Below are 16,659 nucleotides of genomic sequence, written 5' to 3' on the forward strand. Positions count from 1 at the left end.
AGGCGCTTGCGCCGCTACCCGGGAAAGGTATCACTGCGCGTCCTCATTTCCCCATGCACACTGGCCATTAATCCACGTCTCGCTGATATTGCGCTCATCGCCGAGGGTCATCAGCACAAACAATTGCTCATAAATATCCTTGCTGCGCTCGTTACGCAGGCGCTGCAACGGCGTGACTGCCGGGTCGATAACCACAAAATCGGCCTCTTTCCCGACGGCGAAATTGCCAATTTTATCGTCCAGACGCAAGGCATGAGCGCCGCCAAGGGTGGCGTGGTAAAACGCTTCGCTGGCGCGCAGACGATAGCTTTGCAACTGGCCCACTTTATAGGCCTCACCCAGCGTACGTAACATGCTGAACGTGGTGCCTGCGCCTACATCCGTGCCAATGCCCATACGTACCTTGTACTGCCAACTGGCGGGCAGGCGGAACAACCCGCTGCCGAGAAACAGATTCGAGGTCGGGCAGAACGCCACCGCGGAGCCGGTATCATGCAGACACTGCCACTCCTCATCATGCAAATGGATGCCATGCGCAAATACGCTGCCCTCGCCGGTCAGCCCATAATGATGGTAAACATCGAGATAGCGAGCATGCTCTGGCCAGAGATCGTTCACCCACGCCACTTCATTAGGGTTTTCACTTAAATGCGTCTGTAGCCAGGTTTGCGGAAATTCCTCGCGCAAACGGCGCACCGCATCAAGCAGTTCGGGTGTTGAGGTCGGCGCAAAGCGTGGCGTAAGGGCGTAACCCAGTCGCCCCTGATGTTGCCAGCGCTGGATCAACTCACGTGTTTGCCGGTAACTCTCTTCGGCGGTTTCACTCAGGTAATCCGGTGCATGGCGATCCATCATCACTTTACCGGCGATCAGGCGCATGTTGAGGCGCAACGCTTCGCTAAACAGGGCGTTGACCGACCCCGGATGCAGTGTGCAGAACACCATTGCCGTGGTGGTACCGTGGCTCAGCAACTGACCAATAAAGAAACGGGCAATCTCTGCCGCGTAAGCCTCATCGGCAAACTGGCTCTCTACCGGGAAAGTGTAGGTGGTCAGCCACTCCAGCAGTTGTTCGCCAAACGCGCCAATCATCTCCGTTTGCGGGTAATGCACATGGGCATCGATAAAGCCAGGTATCAGCAGCTTACCGCGCCTGTCGGTGTAGCCTTTTTGCGCATCCAGATGTTGTTCTCCCTCCTGCCAGGTCATTCGCGCCTGGATCTTTCCGTCGCGAATAAACAGCAGCCCATCCTCAATAAAACGCGCATTAAGGGCGATATCGTCTGCGTTATCGCAGACCTGGGCAATATCAAACAGCGCACCGCGAATCGCGACATGGTAGTCAATCATCTTTTCTGCCTTCATTGTTTCCGTACGGGTAAAAAAGTAATGCAAGATGAGTGCCAGCGTATGGCGAGGCGTGGGGAGTGAAACCCACTTACACCGGGTCGTAGTTTAAATGTGAAAAGCCGGTATTCAGTGGTGAGAAGCGCGCGTGTGCATCTTCCGATAGGGCACTCGGCGTCAGTGCTAACGGTGAAAAGAGACGCTTTAACTACAATTAAAAGCAAGCTGATTGGGTTTTGTTTTCACGTCATCAGAGACGCCACGGCTAAAGTCCCTCAAATTTTCGAAACATCCAGTCCGGCTGCTTTCAGGCGATTGACAATTTTAATCATTTTACTGACCACTGTTCTGAATGATTGATTAACCCCAATTCGGTCACACACAACGTCGCTAGGGACATGCTTCAACTCATCAGCATATTTAATAAGTTGCAGGTGCATTTCAGCCGATTTAGCGCGAGGTGGTGCGTCACGCAGAGCCTTTTTAATCTCTGCATAAATATGTTCTTGTTTATCCATTAAGCAGGCCTTAATTGTTTTGCTGCTAAGTATTACTGAGAATCATTTACTTTTAACACATATTCGAGTGATCTATGGAAGATATTGCCTCCACATTATGAAGATATATCCTCTTTGTAAATTTTAGCACCTTCTTATCCGTTTTCACGCCGCTGTCGGCAGGGACTTATGGTACAAATTTTTTGTTGTTTCCGGATTGATAGCAGCCGTTTGTACAGGAAAACAGCGTTAATCTGAGGCTTTTGGGCCTCTTGCGAAACCCATCGTACGGCCATGCATGTCGGCATTATGTAAGAGACCATACAGGGGACTCACGTAACGTGATCGTTAAGGATAATGAAATAAGAATGCGTGGGCGAGGACTTTATATTCACTGTGTGAATATTTGAAATGTTTGAAATAGCGGGAATTAAGCAATACACTCACTCCCCCATTAATTTCCCGGAAGACGGAAAGTGAAATTATTCTCAACACAACGAACTGATGCCTGGTTATTAACAGAAGATTTAGCTGAAAGCTTTCAGTGTTATATCGTGGACAACAGAGACTATTTTTCGCAATTTGAACCCTTGCGCGATGAAGCGTACTTTTGCAGAGAAAACATTATCGCCAGGATAAAAACCTCTCATAATGAATTCGAAGAAAAGAAAAATCTGTCAATTGTCTTCACGATGCAAGGCGAGAAGAAAATAATTGGCAACGGCTTTGTTGAATAAATCGAACTTTTGCTGAGTTGAAGGATCAGATCACGCATCTTCCCGACAACGCAGACCGTTCCGTGGCAAAGCAAAAGTTCAAAATCACCAACTGGCCCACCTACAATAAAGCCCTCATCAACCGTGGCTCCATAACTTTCTGGCTGGATGATGAAGCTATTCAGGCCTGGTATGAGTCAGCAACACCTTCTTCACGAGGCAGACCTCAGCGCTATTCTGACCTTGCCATCACGACTGTGCTGGTCATTAAACGCGTGTTCAGGTTGACCCTGCGGGCTGCACAGGGTTTTATTGATTCCATTTTTACACTGATGAATGTTCCGTTGCGCTGCCCGGATTACACCAGTGTCAGCAAGCGCGCAAAGTCGGTTAATGTCAGTTTCAAAACGTTCACCCGGGGTGAAATCGCGCATCTGGTGATTGATTCCACCGGGCTGAAGGTCTTTGGTGAAGGCGAATGGAAAGTCAAAAAACACGGCAAAGAACGCCGTCGTATATGGCGAAAGTTGCATCTAGCCGTTGACAGCAACACACATGAAATCATCTGTGCAGACCTGTCGCTGAACAATGTGACGGACTCAGAAGCCTTCCCGGGTCTTATCCGGCAGACTCACAGAAAAATCAGGGCAGCATCGGCAGACGGCGCTTACGACACCCGGCTCTGTCACGATGAACTGCGGCGTAAGAAAATCAGCGCGCTTATCCCTCCCCGAAAAGGTGCGGGTTACTGGCCCGGTGAATATGCAGACCGTAACCGTGCAGTGGCTAATCAGCGAATGACCGGGAGTAATGCGCGGTGGAAATGGACAACAGATTACAACCGTCGCTCGATAGCGGAAACGGCAATGTACCGGGTAAAACAGCTGTTCGGGGGGTCACTGACGCTGCGTGACTACGATGGTCAGGTTGCGGAGGCTATGGCCCTGGTACGAGCGCTGAACAAAATGACGAAAGCAGGTATGCCTGAAAGCGTGCGTATTGCCTGAAAACACAACCCGCTACGGGGGAGACTTACCCGAAATCTGATTTATTCAACAAAGCCATTGGCAACGTCAACTTTACTAACTTTGTCTATGGCGTTTTTCAGGCGTGTTACCTTGGATTTTCAATCGATCTCTCTTATCAGGGTAAAGGTTTGATGCAAGAAGTGCTCAGCGAGGCGATTCACCATATCCATACACATTATGGTTTGCATCGTATTATGGCGAATCACCTCCCCGATAATCTACGCAGCGCAAATACCCTCAAACGACTTGGGTTTATTAAAGAGGGGTATGCCAGTTCTTATCTCAAAATAAACGGTAAGTGGCAGGATCACGTTCTAAATTCGCTTGTTCTCCCGGAGAATTAATTCACAGGAAAAGTAAAAAGAGAAGCAACGTAAGGATGTGGACATACCGCTTTACCGCGTTATCAAAGGCCTCGCTGTTCAGCAGGCCTCGCGTTTTTCAGCCCATTTGAGCATTGCATCGAGTGCCGGGCAAAGCGCCTGGCCCCACTCGGTGAGTCGATATTCTACCTTTGGCGGCACCTGTGGATACACCGTGCGCGAGACGAGACCATCGGACTCCAGTTGTCGCAACTGCTGGGCGAGCATCTTCTGCGAAATAGCGGGGATGAGTTTTTCAAAATCGGAATAGCGCTGTACTTTTCCATCGAACAAATGAAAAAGAATAATTAATTTCCATCGGCCTTCGAGAAGGCGCAGAACCTGTTCCACGCCGCTTGCGGCAGTTTCCGGCGTATATAACTTACTCATAATTCAGTAGCTCACTTTTTCGTGCGTACTTGTTAATTTCACAGTCTATGTTGAATATACCCGCACTGTAAATAACGGGAGTCAGGAGCCATGTCTTTACTCTTACCACATGCAATTGCGACCTATTTTGCGATAAGTAATGGCGGCGATATCGCCAGCGTTCAGCACTGTTTTACCACCGACGCTAGTGTAAAAGATGAAGGTAAAACCCATCAGGGACACACGGCGATCGCGGCATGGCAACGTGCCGCGCAGGCCGCGTTTGACTACAGCGTTGAGCCGCTTGAAATGCATAGCGAAGGCGAGCGTGTCATTGTCACTTCGACGGTTGTCGGCAATTTTCCCGGCAGCCCGGTAACGCTCAGGCATGCTTTCGGACTGGCGGGTGAAAAAATCAATACACTGGAGATTGTATGATGGCCTTAAATCTTGATTTCCATGGCAAACGCGTGCTGGTGACCGCAGGCACCAAAGGCGTCGGTAAAGCGGTTGTCGGGCTATTAAAACAGTTGGGTGCCACAGTGTTAACCACCGCACGCCATATACCTACGGAATCTGTTGCCGATGCCTTCGTGGCGGCAGATCTCACCACGGTTGAAGGATGTGCCTGCGTGGCGCAAGCTGTGCAAGTACATCTGGGGGGTGTCGACGTCATCATTCATGTGGCGGGGGGCTCTACGTCACCCGGCGGCGGGTTTGCGGCGCTGGGCGAAGAGGAGTGGCAGCAGGAACTCAACCTTAATTTACTGCCAGCGGTACGCCTGGATCGGGCACTGCTACCAGGGATGCTGGCGCAGGGGAGTGGGGTAATCATCCACGTCACCTCTATCCAGCGTGAATTGCCGTTACCAGAATCGACAACCGGCTACGCGGCGGCCAAAGCGGCGCTCTCGGCGTACAGCAAAAGCCTGTCGAAAGAGGTGTCGCCAAAAGGCATTCGCGTGGTTCGCGTTGCCCCCGGCTGGATTGAAACAGAAGCCTCGGTAGCAATGGCGGAGCGACTGGCGCAGCAGGCGGGAACTGATTACGAAGGCGGAAAGCAGATAATCATGAAGGCACTCGGCGGGATCCCGCTGGGGCGCCCATCCAAGCCCATCGAAGTAGCGAATCTTATTGCTTTTCTGGCGTCATCGTATGCCGCCACCATCACCGGCACGGAATATGTGATAGATGGTGGCACCGTTCCGACGGTGTAATCCTGGCTTAATCGGCTTGTATTCGAGCCGATTAAGACCATTCGTAAGCCGGACTTTTGCGGCGTAAAAACAAAAAGTAAAGGTTCAGCCCGCCAGTGATAGTAAAAACGCAGCCGATAATACCCCTTGCGGATCGGCCAGATAAGTCACCATGGCGGCAACCTCTTCGAGTGTACCAATAAAGCCTGCACGCCTGAAAATAAACCAGCCGGTATCTTTCTAATTAAAAGAATAATTAAAAATCCCCTTTTTTGTATAATGACTGAACGACTATGATATCTATTATCATTTCGCCAGAAACATCCTGAATAATATTATCTCCGGATTAACCAATAGCCATTATTCAGCGTTAATACAATCTTAAGATTGAATAGCCACAATCGTGGAATGCGCATTTTTATATATGAGCAATACTGGTGTTATTAACCTGCACATTTACTGGAAAACAGAAACATGCATCTTGAACGACACAGCATTGAAAGCGTGGGATGGTTGAGGGCTGCTGTACTGGGGGCGAATGACGGCATTGTTTCCACTGCCAGTCTTGTGCTTGGGGTGGCGTCTGCAAAGCCTGAGCCTTCAGCGATTTTACTGGCGGGTGTTGCCGGGCTGGTGGCTGGGGCGATGTCGATGGCAACCGGGGAGTATGTTTCCGTCTCCTCTCAGTCTGATACAGAAAACGCGGCGCTCGCCCAGGAAAAAAAGGAACTGGAAACAGATTATCAGGGAGAGGTACAGGAGCTGACTTCCCTGTATATGCAACGGGGGCTGGAGCCCGCCATTGCCAGGCAGGTTGCAGAGCAGCTTATGAAGAAAGATGCGCTTGATGCCCATGCCAGGGAAGAACTTGGGCTGACAGCTACAAACTCTGCGCGGCCTTTGCAGGCGGCCCTTTTTTCGGCTGGGAGCTTTTCTGCCGGTGCGGCGTTGCCCCTCATCGTTGCCTGGCTCGCTCCCGCAGCGCTGGTTTCGTTCTTTATTATTCTTTCGACCCTGTTATCACTTGCTGTCCTGGGTTATATATCCTCGGCGGTGAGCAAAGCCAATCCGGTCAGGGCCATCATCAGGATTACCTTCTGGAGCACCATGGCCATGGTTTTGTCGATGGGAATAGGTCATCTTGCCGGGCAGGCTCTGTTTTAGCGCGCGTTAATTCTCTGGAAAGAGAAACAGTGTCAGTGAACCGTTGAAAACAGTTGGCGGGTCGGCAACGTTGCCGGGCAAACGTCAATCATGGGGCTACCCATAACGCGATAAGATAATTCACTTCACTGGACGGGTCTCATGACGTTTATGAACATTTACCGTTCATGTTGAATTGAGAAAAGCCCCGGTTAAAACCCTGACCGGGGTCTTCACATAAGATAAGCGATAACTTTACAGACCCAGTTCCGAAAGACCTGGGTGATCGTCCGGGCGACGTCCCAACGGCCAGTGGAATTTGCGCTCACTCTCTTTAATCGGCATATCGTTGATACAGGCGAAACGGCGGCGCATCAGGCCATCGGCTTCAAATTCCCAGTTTTCGTTGCCGTAAGAGCGGAACCAGTTACCCGAATCATCATGCCATTCATAGGCGTACCGCACGGCGATACGGTTGTCAGTAAACGCCCATAACTCCTTAATCAGGCGATACTCCAGCTCTTTTTTCCATTTGCGGCTGAGAAATTCTTTGGCCTCTTTACGATTATTGGCAAATTCAGCGCGGTTACGCCATTGCGTATCCAGCGAGTAGGCCAGCGCTACTTTTTCGGCATCGCGGCTGTTCCAGCCATCTTCTGCGAGGCGCACTTTTTCAATCGCCGATTCGCGCGTGAAAGGAGGAAGGGGGGGGCGAGGTTGAATATCGGGCATGCTTACGTCTCCTGCAAAGGTGGATATTTCAAAAGAAAGCGTTTTTGTTACTCAGGCCTTATGCAGGGGCCTGCTCCAGCAAAAGTTTCGCAACATCCCTTGCATTGTCGGCGGCGCTGTTATCCCCCATCACATAGGCGAGGGTGATGGCGCCTTCCATCAGAATCAGCAGTTGTCTGGCCAGCGCGGCCGGTTGTTGAATGTTTAGTTGCGTAGTGAGTTCGAGCGTGTAATCGAGCAATTTTTGTTTATGCCGTTTTGCTATCTGGCGGACGGGATCGTCAGGGTCACCCACTTCTCCGGCCGTGTTGATAAATGCGCAACCGCGAAAACCGTCTGACTCAAACCAGCTCTTGAGCACGCTGAACATATTCAGAATGCGAGCCTGAGGCGTATCGCCTTTATCAGATTCTCTTCTGAACCACTGCATCCAGCGTTCATCACGCGCATTCAACGCGGCGGCTGCCACGTCATCCTTGGTCGCGAAATAGCGATAAATGCTTTTCCTTGCTACGCCTGAGGTCTTAACCAGAAGGTCCATGCCGGTGGCGTGGATACCGTTCTGATAGATCAACTGTTCAGCGGTAGTCAGGATTTTTTCTCGGGTAGTGCCTGGCGTCTTGTTCATGTGATAAAGGTAGAACGATCGTTCTACCTCGTCAACACTTATCTGCAAAAAGTTACTGAGCCGCTTCCCGTCCAACGCAGACGCTGCTTGCCGTGCTGCGCAACGCAGGTCGCTGATGCCACCCGGCGACGCGTTTCTTTGCCGGGGACAGCCGCTTCCTGCATCGATCTTTTTAAAAAGCGATAAGGCGAAACAGACGTTTAACCACACAAATAACCCGTTGCGATCAGTTTCCCTTTTCTTCAATACAATCAAAAAATTGACCTGTATCAATAACCACATAAGAGTAATGGTTTCCCGCTTCGATTGACCCTATAATCTCCGTCCCTTTTCATGTCTTAAGTTTAAGCTGGAGGATACATGGAGCTCAGCCGGAGGCAGTTCTTTCGAATCTGCGCGGGCGGTATGGCAGGAACCACTGTTGCATCTCTCGGATTTTTATCATCTTTTTCCGTTCATGCGGAAACACGTCAATACAAACTCTTAAAAGCAAAAGAGACGCGTAATAACTGTACCTACTGCTCAGTCGGTTGCGGCATGCTGATGTACAGCCTTGGCGATACGGCCAAAAACGTTAAAGAAAGCATTTACCATATTGAAGGCGACCCGGATCACCCGGTAAGCCGGGGTTCATTGTGTCCGAAAGGGGCAGGCGTGCTGGATTATATTCACAGCGAAACGCGCCTGAAATACCCTGAATACCGTGCGCCAGGCTCGGATAAATGGGTGCGTATCAGTTGGGATGACGCCATTAACCGCATTGCGCGGTTAATGAAAGATGACCGTGACGCGAACTTTATCGAAAAAAATGCGCAGGGGCAGACCGTCAACCGCTGGACCACCACCGGGATGCTCTGCTCCTCGGCCGCCAGTAATGAGACCGGCATTCTCGACGGCAAATTTACCCGCAGCCTCGGAATGGTCGCTATCGATTGCCAGGCACGCCTGTGCCACGGGCCGACCGTCTCCGCGCTGGCACCCACCTTTGGTCGCGGTGCGATGACCAACAACTGGGTGGATATTAAAAATGCCAACGTGGTGCTGATCATGGGCGGCAACGCCGCCGAGGCTCACCCGGTGGGCTTTAAGTGGGTCGTTGAAGCACAAACGAAAAATGACGCTACCGTGGTGGTGGTCGATCCGCGCTTTAACCGCAGCGCCGCCGTGGCCGATCTCTATGCGCCCATCCGTGCGGGATCGGACACCGCGTTCCTGTTGGGCGTCATCCGTTATCTGCTGGAAAACGATCGCATTCAACACGACTACGTGCGCCATTACACCAACGCCAGCCTGCTTATCCGCGACGACTATCAGTTTGAAGATGGCGTGTTCAGCGGCTATGACGCGAAAAAACGCCAGTACGATAAATCGAGCTGGTTCTATCAGTTGGATGAAAAGGGCAATGCGCTGCGTGACGAGACGTTAAGCCATCCGCGCTGCGTCTGGAACCTGCTGAAAAAACACGTCGAACGCTACACGCCGGAAATGGTTAACCGCCTTTGCGGCACCTCGCTGGCCGATTTCAACCGCATTTGCGAGATCCTTGCCAGCACCAGCGTGCCGGATCGCACCGCAACCATCCTCTATGCGCTGGGCTGGACACACCACAGCGCCGGGGCGCAAATCATCCGCGCCGCGGCTATGCTGCAACTGCTGCTCGGGAATATCGGTATGGCGGGCGGCGGCGTCAACGCGCTACGCGGTCACTCTAACATTCAGGGTTATACCGACCTTGGCCTGCTGTCGACCAATCTTCCCGGCTACATGCCGCTGCCGTCGGAAAAACAGCCGGATTACCAGACCTATATTTCACAAATCACCCCGCCGGCGCTGGGGGTGAATGAAGTGAACTACTGGCAAAACACACCGAAATTTTTTATCAGCATGATGAAAAGTTTCTGGGGCGAGCATGCGACGGCAGAGAACAACTGGGGTTACGACTGGCTGCCGAAGTGGGATCGCCTCTATGACGTGATGACTCAGGCCGAGTTGATGCTGGAAGGGAAGATTAACGGTTACATCGTGCAGGGCTTTAACCCGCTGGCGGCGTTTCCGGATAAAAACAAATCCTCCCGCGCGCTCTCGAAGCTGAAATACATGGTAGTGATTGACCCGCTGGTAACGGAATCGTCGAATTTCTGGCAACACCACGGGGAGATGAATGACGTCAATCCTGCGGATATCCAAACGGAAATCTTCCGTCTGCCATCATCCTGTTTTGCCGAAGAGAACGGTTCGATTGCCAACTCCGGGCGCTGGCTACAGTGGCACTGGGCGGCGGCGGAGCCACCAGGCGAAGCGTTGCACGATGGCAAAATCCTCGGGCGCTTGTTTATGCGCCTGCGTGAGCTTTATCAGCAGGAAGGGGGGGCAAATCCGGCACCGCTGATGAACATCAACTGGAACTATAAAGACCCGTACGATCCGCATCCGGAAGAGATTGCCCGTGAAGCGAACGGAATGGCGCTGGCCGATCTTTATGACGACAAAGGGCAACTGATTGCCAAAAAAGGCCAGCAGCTCAGCAGCTTTGCCCAGCTTCGTGACGACGGCACCACCAGCAGCTTTTGCTGGGTATATTGCGGGTGCTGGACAGAGCAGGGCAACCAGATGGCCAACCGCGACAATAGCGATCCGTATGGCCTTGGCTGTACGCCGGGCTGGGCATGGTCGTGGCCGGCGAACCGCCGTATCCTCTATAATCGCGCCTCTGCCGACCCGGCAGGGAAACCGTGGGACGCCAAACGTGCGCTGCTGCACTGGGATGGCAAAAAGTGGAGCGGGATGGACGTGGCGGATTACAGCCAGGCCGCACCGGGCAGTAATGTCGGGCCGTTTATCATGAACCCGGAAGGGGTGGCGCGCCTGTTCTCCCTGGACAAAATGAACGACGGGCCGTTCCCGGAACATTACGAACCGATTGAGTCACCGATTGGCACTAACCCGCTGCATCCGGCGGTGGTTTCCAGCCCGGTGGCGCGTATTTTCCATGACGATATCGCCAATATGGGCAAAGCGGACGCCTTCCCGTATGTCGCGACCACCTATTCCATTACCGAACTGTTCCGCCACTGGACCAAACACGCGCGTCTCAACGCTATCGCTCAGCCCGATCAGTTCATCGAAATTGGTGAAGCGCTGGCGCAGAAAAAGGGCATCGCGGCAGGCGATACGGTGAAAGTGAGTTCGAAACGCGGCTTTATCAAAGCGAAAGCGGTGGTGACGAAACGTCTGCAGACGCTGACCATAGACGGTAAGCCAGTGGATACGATCGGCATACCCTGTCACTGGGGTTTTGAAGGGGCAACGCGCAAAGGCTTCCTTGCCAACACGCTGACGCCATCGGTCGGTGATGCCAACTCGCAAACGCCGGAGTACAAGGCGTTTCTGGTTAACATCGAGCGCGTGTAAAGGAGGGAACCTATGGCTATGCAATCACAAGATGTTATCAAGCGTTCCGCAACCAACGGGCTGACGCCGCCGCCTCAGGCGCGGGACTTCCGCGCGGAAGTGGCAAAACTTATCGATGTCAGCGTCTGTATTGGTTGTAAGGGCTGCCAGGTCGCCTGTTCTGAATGGAACGATATTCGCGACGAGGTGGGCTACTGCAACGGCGTGTATGACAATCCGACCGACCTGAGCGCGAAGTCCTGGACGGTGATGCGTTTTAGCGAAACCACGCAGAACGACAAACTGGAATGGCTTATTCGCAAAGATGGCTGTATGCACTGCGCGGATCCCGGCTGTCTTAAGGCCTGCCCGTCTGCCGGGGCGATCGTTCAGTACGCCAATGGGATTGTGGATTTTCAGTCCGAGCACTGTATTGGCTGTGGTTACTGCATTGCTGGCTGTCCGTTTAACATCCCACGGCTGAACCCGGACGATAACCGTGTCTATAAATGCACACTTTGCGTTGACAGGGTCAGCGTCGGCCAGGAACCGGCGTGCGTGAAAACGTGCCCGACCGGGGCGATTCAGTTTGGCACCAAACAAGAGATGCTGAACGTGGCCGAAAGCCGCGTGGAGCAGCTTAAAAAGCGTGGATACGACAACGCGGGCGTCTATAACCCGCAAGGCGTGGGTGGCACGCACGTGATGTATGTTCTGCATCATGCGGACCAGCCTGCGCTGTATCACAACCTGCCAAACGACCCGCAGATTTCCACGCCGGTCAATCTATGGAAAGGCGTGCTCAAACCGCTCTCCGCTGCCGGGTTTATCGCCACCTTTGCCGGGCTGATTTACCACTATGTGGGAATAGGGCCGAACAAAGAGACGGATGACGACGAAGAGGAGAACGGCCATGAGTAAAAGCAAAATGATCCTGCGCACAAAGTTTATTGACCGCGCCTGTCACTGGACGGTGGTGATCAGTTTCTTTCTGGTGTCGCTTTCCGGCATCGCGCTCTTTTTTCCCACCCTGCAATGGTTAACCGAAACCTTCGGGACGCCGCAGGTAGGGCGCATTTTGCATCCCTTCTTCGGCGTACTGATTTTCGTTCTGCTGATGTTTATGTTTGTCCGTTTTGTGCATCACAACATTCCTGATAAGCAGGATATTCCGTGGTTTAAAGGGATTATTGAGGTACTGAAAGGTAACGAGCATAAAGTGGCGGATGTCGGGAAATATAACGCCGGGCAGAAGATGATGTTCTGGAGCATCATGAGCCTGATTGTTGTGCTGCTGATCACCGGCGTTATTATCTGGCGACCCTATTTTGCCCATTATTTCTCCATCACCTTTGTGCGCTGGAGTTTATTAATCCACGCGACGGCCGCGATTGTGCTGATTCACGCCATTCTGATCCATATGTATATGGCGTTCTGGGTGAAAGGCTCGATTAAAGGCATGATTGAAGGCAAAGTCAGCCGCCGCTGGGCGAAGAAACATCACCCGCGCTGGTATCGTGACGTTGAAGCGGCCGAAAATAAGGCGCAAGAGGGTAAATCTTTATAATGTCATGGCGACCACTGCGCTGCGGTGGTCGCTGTTGTAAAGCATTGTGTTTTACCTCAGAAAACCCGCAGGCTTGGGCATTTAAATAGACAAGCATGATTTAGCGCCGCGAGCTCCATACTCTCTCCATTAACTGAACAATATAAATCAATCATCCTCCGACACAATATCGATTGTGTCCAGGAGGAATCATGAATAAACTTAATTACATTCTCAAATACGCTGAATATTTAATCCGAAAAAGCAGGGTGTTTGTTACTACGGATCTGTACTTTCATACAGCCGCGCTTAACAAAGTTTCCGAACGCCCGTCAAACCTGATTAAGCCAGTGACATTAAGTGAGAAAATTTGTCATCGGCTGGTATTTGATCGCAACCCTCTTTATACACTACTGGCAGATAAACTCGCCGTTCGGGAATATGTCCATGCCAGAACCAAACGGGTTAAAACCATCCCCTTGATTGGCGTCTATCACAGTGTGGAAGATATTGACTTTAGCCAGTTACCCGAACGCTTTGTGTTAAAATGTAATCATGACAGTGGAAGTGCGGTAATTTGTACCGATAAAGGCAGTTTTGAGCCTGTGAAAGCATTAAATAAATTGAAGCTTGCCCTCAATAAAAATATGTATTACACCACCAGAGAGTGGCAGTACAAATCTATAACACCGGTTATTCTCTGCGAAGAGTATATCGATATTTTTTCTGGGGCGGTGAAAAAAAAGACGCCTGAAATGTTAAGAATACATTGCTTTCATGGTGTGGCTTGTTTTGTTGAAGCCGATTTTACCGATGAAAGCGGCAATGAGTATATTAATGTTTATGACAGATCATGGAAGCTACAACCTTTCCAGATGGAATACCCAAACACACCTGATGCCATTGAGGAGCCACCATTATTCTATAACGCCATTATTGCGGCTCAGGAACTGGCAGGAGAGATTGACTATGGTCGTGTCGATTTGATGCTGCAAGGGGATGAAATTTATTTTAGTGAAATAACATTAAGCCCCAGGCGCGGGAAGCTAAAGATCACACCAGCAAGCTGGAACGTAAAATTAGGGGAGATGTGGGATCTGACGTTATGTAAAAGCAGGCTCAATTGAGCCTGCGCGGTTATTTTTGGTCCTGGCTCACCGGCCACGACAGTGTAAAAATTGAGTGATTTTCTGGTGTCAGGGTGTAAGTAGCATTCCCGCCGTGGGCGAGCATGATCGCTCTGACCACCGATAATCCTAAGCCACACCCCTGAGGGTGACTCTTTCTTGCATATTCTCCGCGTTGAAAAGGCTGAAATAAGAGACTGTGGAGTTCCTCAGGAATACCAGGGCCGCTGTCTTCAACGAGGATGACGTTCTCTTTTCCGACAATGCCATTTTTTACCCGTAGCGATCGTGATGATGAGTATTTTAAGGCATTATCAAAAAGCACGGTCAGGCATTGCATAATACGCATAGGGTCACAGAAACAGCGCTGGTGCTCAAGTTCGGTTGCGATAGTAAAGTCTTCGCGCTGAAACTCCGGCAAAAAGTTATCCAGCACACTGGTAATCGTTACCTCAAGGTCGGTCTCACTCAGGGTTAGCGTATATCCGGCTCCGCCGTAAGAACTAACAACCCGCAGATCTTCGATTAAATGCGCCAGACCTTCGGTTTGCTTAAGCAGATTTTGGAACAGTACGGGCGCTGGCTCGAACACACCGTCAACCAGTCCTTGCAGCCGTCCTCGCAGAATAGTCACCGGGGTTCTAAGTTCATGAGCGATGGCTGAATTCCATAAATTGCGCTGAATATCCAGTGTCTGCAGTTTTTCTGCCATTTCGTTGAAATCATTGACCAGATTATTCATCTCTCCCAACTGCGAGCTTGTACAGGTTGCCCTTGCGTCAAGATTGCCCTGTGAAATCTGTTTAAGGCTATACGCTACCGCATTTAGCGGCGTCAAAATTCTTGAAGAGAGTTTCACCGTAAAGAAGAGAGAAACGACCAGACTGGTCAGCGAAGCAATCATGATCCACAGCCAGTCCACCAGGGTCATCTCATCTTCATTTCCTGTCAGGGCACCCCCCGGCAGATAGTAAATTAAGAAACTATAAAATAAATAAGAGCCCAGGATGGCGATAGCAATAATAATGAAGGTGAGCGACACCATATAGGTCAATATTTGACGACTAAGAATAGGGTCTTTTTTCATTTATTCTCACCCAGGCGGTAACCCAGCCCTCTGATACTCTCCGGGATCCCCTTGAGCCCCGCATTCTCAAGCTTTTTGCGCAGTTTACTCATGTGGCTGTCCACGGTTCTGTCCAGTGAATCACCTTCTGGCAGACAGGCATCAAGTAACTCTTCGCGTGAGCATACCTTACGCGGATTTCGCGCCAGATAGGTGAGAAGTTTAAATTCGGTTGTCGTCAATACCGGCGTGACGACCTCATCCGCGACGGTTATCTCAACATAAAAATCATCAGGATAAATGGTCAGACAAGGCGTTCTTATCGGCCTTGTATTTGCAACTTCTGTGTTCACTCTCGTTCTGCGCAGTACAGCTTCAACCCTTGCAATAACCTCCGAAGGGTTAAACGGTTTTATCACATAATCGTCTGCCCCGAGCCGCAGCCCCATCAGTTTATCGACATCCTGATCAAGTGCCGTCACCATGATAACCGGTACGTTACTCTCTTTGCGCAAGGTTGTAAGAACATTCCATCCGTCATAAACAGGCAGATGGATATCAAGTAAGATGAGGTCTGGCTTGTGCAGGCGAGTAAAATTTATTGCCTGCTCACCATCCCTGGCCCGGATGGTTTTCATACCTGCGCGTTGCAAATAGCTTATCAGGATGTCGGCAATTTCATCATCGTCTTCAGCGACAATGATCAGGTTATCGTTGTTCATTTTATCTTCCATCAGTACCGATGATAGAAATTACTCTATCTTAAAAAATCTTATGTCGTAATTGTTTAAAGGTTATTGAATACAATATGTGTAAAGTTTGTATGCCTAATATTACTCCCTGTTAAGTACTATCTGACAGTCGCAACTCGAAAAAGTTTCATATCCATGCGTTTTGCCAAAAAAACGTAGAGTAGGTGAGGGCTTCTCCACACTCGCTACACAATCCCGAAATAAACAATCAACAATCTGATGCAATCATTTTCATCTGGAGAAACCAGGCCAGATTCCGATCGCTATTCATTTTCAAAATTTATAACGTCTAAAGCCAGCGCTTTATGCATAATTTATGCGTGCCAGATTGTGTCAGGGAAAACAATATGAAAGACATTGAGCGTATTTTTCAAAAGGTAATTTGGGATTCTTTTTTATATTTTCTGGTGTCATGCGTATTGCTGTTTCCGTGGTTGTTTGTTGCGCACGCTATTGAAGAGAAAACGGATATGGCGGTTCTCTCGTTACCTCTGGCGCTTGCGTGTGTCGTCATCGCTTTTTTCTTTTTTATCATCCAAAAGAAACCGGGGGCGTTAAAGGAGTTAGCCGTCATAACGTTCTATGTCATTGTTGTCTTTATTTATACTATTCTGGTGTTCAATTTACTTCTCAATATCATGCCGGGACTGGATGATTTTATATTTTATTATGGGTGTTTTTTGAGCGTCTTTTTCTTTGGTACGCCAGTGTACTTATTGATGCGAATGATTTGGACTTTTTTTACAATGAAATAATGGAA

Annotated in this window: 18 protein-coding genes; 11 read left to right on the forward strand and 7 right to left on the reverse strand. The window is 50.4% G+C overall.

What is annotated here, in order from left to right:
* Positions 1–30: 30 nt before the first annotated feature.
* The gene (guaD, locus tag ACS0RQ_RS12075) at positions 31–1,350 is read right to left on the reverse strand and encodes a guanine deaminase (protein WP_271848905.1); all 1,320 of its coding nucleotides are present in this window, start codon (positions 1,348–1,350) and stop codon (positions 31–33) included.
* A gap of 272 nt (positions 1,351–1,622) precedes the next feature.
* A complete protein-coding gene (locus ACS0RQ_RS12080) occupies positions 1,623–1,865 on the reverse strand; it encodes an HTH-like domain-containing protein (protein ID WP_271848904.1) in 243 nt (80 codons plus the stop codon).
* Positions 1,866–2,320: 455 nt separating this feature from the next.
* Here ACS0RQ_RS12080 and ACS0RQ_RS12085 point away from each other — a divergent pair, with 455 nt between their 5' ends.
* The 3 genes from ACS0RQ_RS12085 to ACS0RQ_RS12095 are packed head-to-tail and all read left to right on the forward strand — an operon-like array spanning position 2,321 to position 3,932.
* Entirely contained in the window at positions 2,321–2,581 is a 261-nt protein-coding gene (locus tag ACS0RQ_RS12085; protein ID WP_334634761.1) for a hypothetical protein, read from the forward strand.
* Between the two features lie 17 nt (positions 2,582–2,598).
* Entirely contained in the window at positions 2,599–3,567 is a 969-nt protein-coding gene (locus ACS0RQ_RS12090) for an IS5 family transposase (protein ID WP_023279773.1), read from the forward strand.
* 56 nt (positions 3,568–3,623) lie between these two features.
* A complete protein-coding gene (locus ACS0RQ_RS12095) occupies positions 3,624–3,932 on the forward strand; it encodes a GNAT family N-acetyltransferase (protein WP_499079326.1) in 309 nt (102 codons plus the stop codon).
* 78 nt (positions 3,933–4,010) lie between these two features.
* On the opposite strand, the gene ACS0RQ_RS12100 is transcribed toward ACS0RQ_RS12095, so the two are convergent.
* Positions 4,011–4,340, reverse strand: a complete 330-nt coding sequence (locus ACS0RQ_RS12100; RefSeq protein WP_271848902.1) for a winged helix-turn-helix transcriptional regulator — start codon at positions 4,338–4,340, stop codon at positions 4,011–4,013.
* A 90-nt stretch (positions 4,341–4,430) separates the two neighbouring features.
* Between ACS0RQ_RS12100 and ACS0RQ_RS12105 the strand changes: the two genes are divergently transcribed.
* The 3 genes from ACS0RQ_RS12105 to ACS0RQ_RS12115 all read left to right on the forward strand — a co-directional run bounded on the left by ACS0RQ_RS12105 (position 4,431) and on the right by ACS0RQ_RS12115 (position 6,679).
* The gene (locus ACS0RQ_RS12105; protein ID WP_271848901.1) at positions 4,431–4,757 is read left to right on the forward strand and encodes a nuclear transport factor 2 family protein; all 327 of its coding nucleotides are present in this window, start codon (positions 4,431–4,433) and stop codon (positions 4,755–4,757) included.
* Entirely contained in the window at positions 4,757–5,536 is a 780-nt protein-coding gene (locus tag ACS0RQ_RS12110; RefSeq protein WP_271849132.1) for an SDR family oxidoreductase, read from the forward strand. Before ACS0RQ_RS12105 ends, ACS0RQ_RS12110 begins: the two co-directional genes overlap by 1 nt.
* Positions 5,537–5,989: 453 nt before the next feature.
* On the forward strand, positions 5,990–6,679 hold the full coding sequence (locus ACS0RQ_RS12115) for a VIT1/CCC1 transporter family protein (RefSeq protein ID WP_041851488.1): 690 nt from the start codon (positions 5,990–5,992) through the stop codon (positions 6,677–6,679).
* Between the two features lie 234 nt (positions 6,680–6,913).
* Here the strand turns inward: ACS0RQ_RS12115 and ACS0RQ_RS12120 are convergent, their stop codons facing one another.
* A complete protein-coding gene (locus ACS0RQ_RS12120) occupies positions 6,914–7,390 on the reverse strand; it encodes a nuclear transport factor 2 family protein (protein WP_108701148.1) in 477 nt (158 codons plus the stop codon).
* A gap of 58 nt (positions 7,391–7,448) precedes the next feature.
* Positions 7,449–8,018, reverse strand: a complete 570-nt coding sequence (locus ACS0RQ_RS12125; RefSeq protein WP_125125659.1) for a TetR/AcrR family transcriptional regulator — start codon at positions 8,016–8,018, stop codon at positions 7,449–7,451.
* A gap of 360 nt (positions 8,019–8,378) precedes the next feature.
* On the opposite strand from ACS0RQ_RS12125, the gene fdnG reads away from it, so the two are divergent.
* The 4 genes from fdnG (at position 8,379) to ACS0RQ_RS12145 (ending at position 14,081) form a co-directional block, all read left to right on the forward strand.
* Entirely contained in the window at positions 8,379–11,429 is a 3,051-nt protein-coding gene (fdnG, locus tag ACS0RQ_RS12130; protein ID WP_271848900.1) for a formate dehydrogenase-N subunit alpha, read from the forward strand.
* 12 nt (positions 11,430–11,441) lie between these two features.
* Positions 11,442–12,329: a formate dehydrogenase subunit beta gene (gene fdxH / locus ACS0RQ_RS12135; RefSeq protein WP_271848899.1), complete on the forward strand. Its 888-nt coding sequence runs from the start codon at positions 11,442–11,444 to the stop codon at positions 12,327–12,329.
* Positions 12,322–12,975 carry a formate dehydrogenase-N subunit gamma gene (gene fdnI, locus ACS0RQ_RS12140; protein WP_271848898.1) on the forward strand — a complete coding sequence of 218 codons (654 nt, stop codon included), beginning with the start codon at positions 12,322–12,324 and terminating at the stop codon, positions 12,973–12,975. The genes fdxH and fdnI overlap by 8 nt, the downstream gene beginning before the upstream one ends.
* A 191-nt stretch (positions 12,976–13,166) precedes the next feature.
* The gene (locus tag ACS0RQ_RS12145) at positions 13,167–14,081 is read left to right on the forward strand and encodes an ATP-grasp fold amidoligase family protein (RefSeq protein ID WP_271848897.1); all 915 of its coding nucleotides are present in this window, start codon (positions 13,167–13,169) and stop codon (positions 14,079–14,081) included.
* Between the two features lie 10 nt (positions 14,082–14,091).
* On the opposite strand, the gene ACS0RQ_RS12150 is transcribed toward ACS0RQ_RS12145, so the two are convergent.
* Entirely contained in the window at positions 14,092–15,168 is a 1,077-nt protein-coding gene (locus ACS0RQ_RS12150; protein ID WP_271848896.1) for an ATP-binding protein, read from the reverse strand.
* On the reverse strand, positions 15,165–15,869 hold the full coding sequence (locus tag ACS0RQ_RS12155; protein ID WP_271848895.1) for a response regulator: 705 nt from the start codon (positions 15,867–15,869) through the stop codon (positions 15,165–15,167). Before ACS0RQ_RS12155 ends, ACS0RQ_RS12150 begins: the two co-directional genes overlap by 4 nt.
* 377 nt (positions 15,870–16,246) lie before the next feature.
* On the opposite strand from ACS0RQ_RS12155, the gene crrC reads away from it, so the two are divergent.
* A complete protein-coding gene (gene crrC / locus ACS0RQ_RS12160; RefSeq protein WP_271848894.1) occupies positions 16,247–16,654 on the forward strand; it encodes a colistin resistant protein CrrC in 408 nt (135 codons plus the stop codon).
* Positions 16,655–16,659: the final 5 nt, after the last annotated feature.

The sequence above is a fragment of the Phytobacter diazotrophicus genome, from assembly GCF_052061655.1.
Classification (GTDB): Bacteria; Pseudomonadota; Gammaproteobacteria; order Enterobacterales; family Enterobacteriaceae; genus Phytobacter; species Phytobacter diazotrophicus.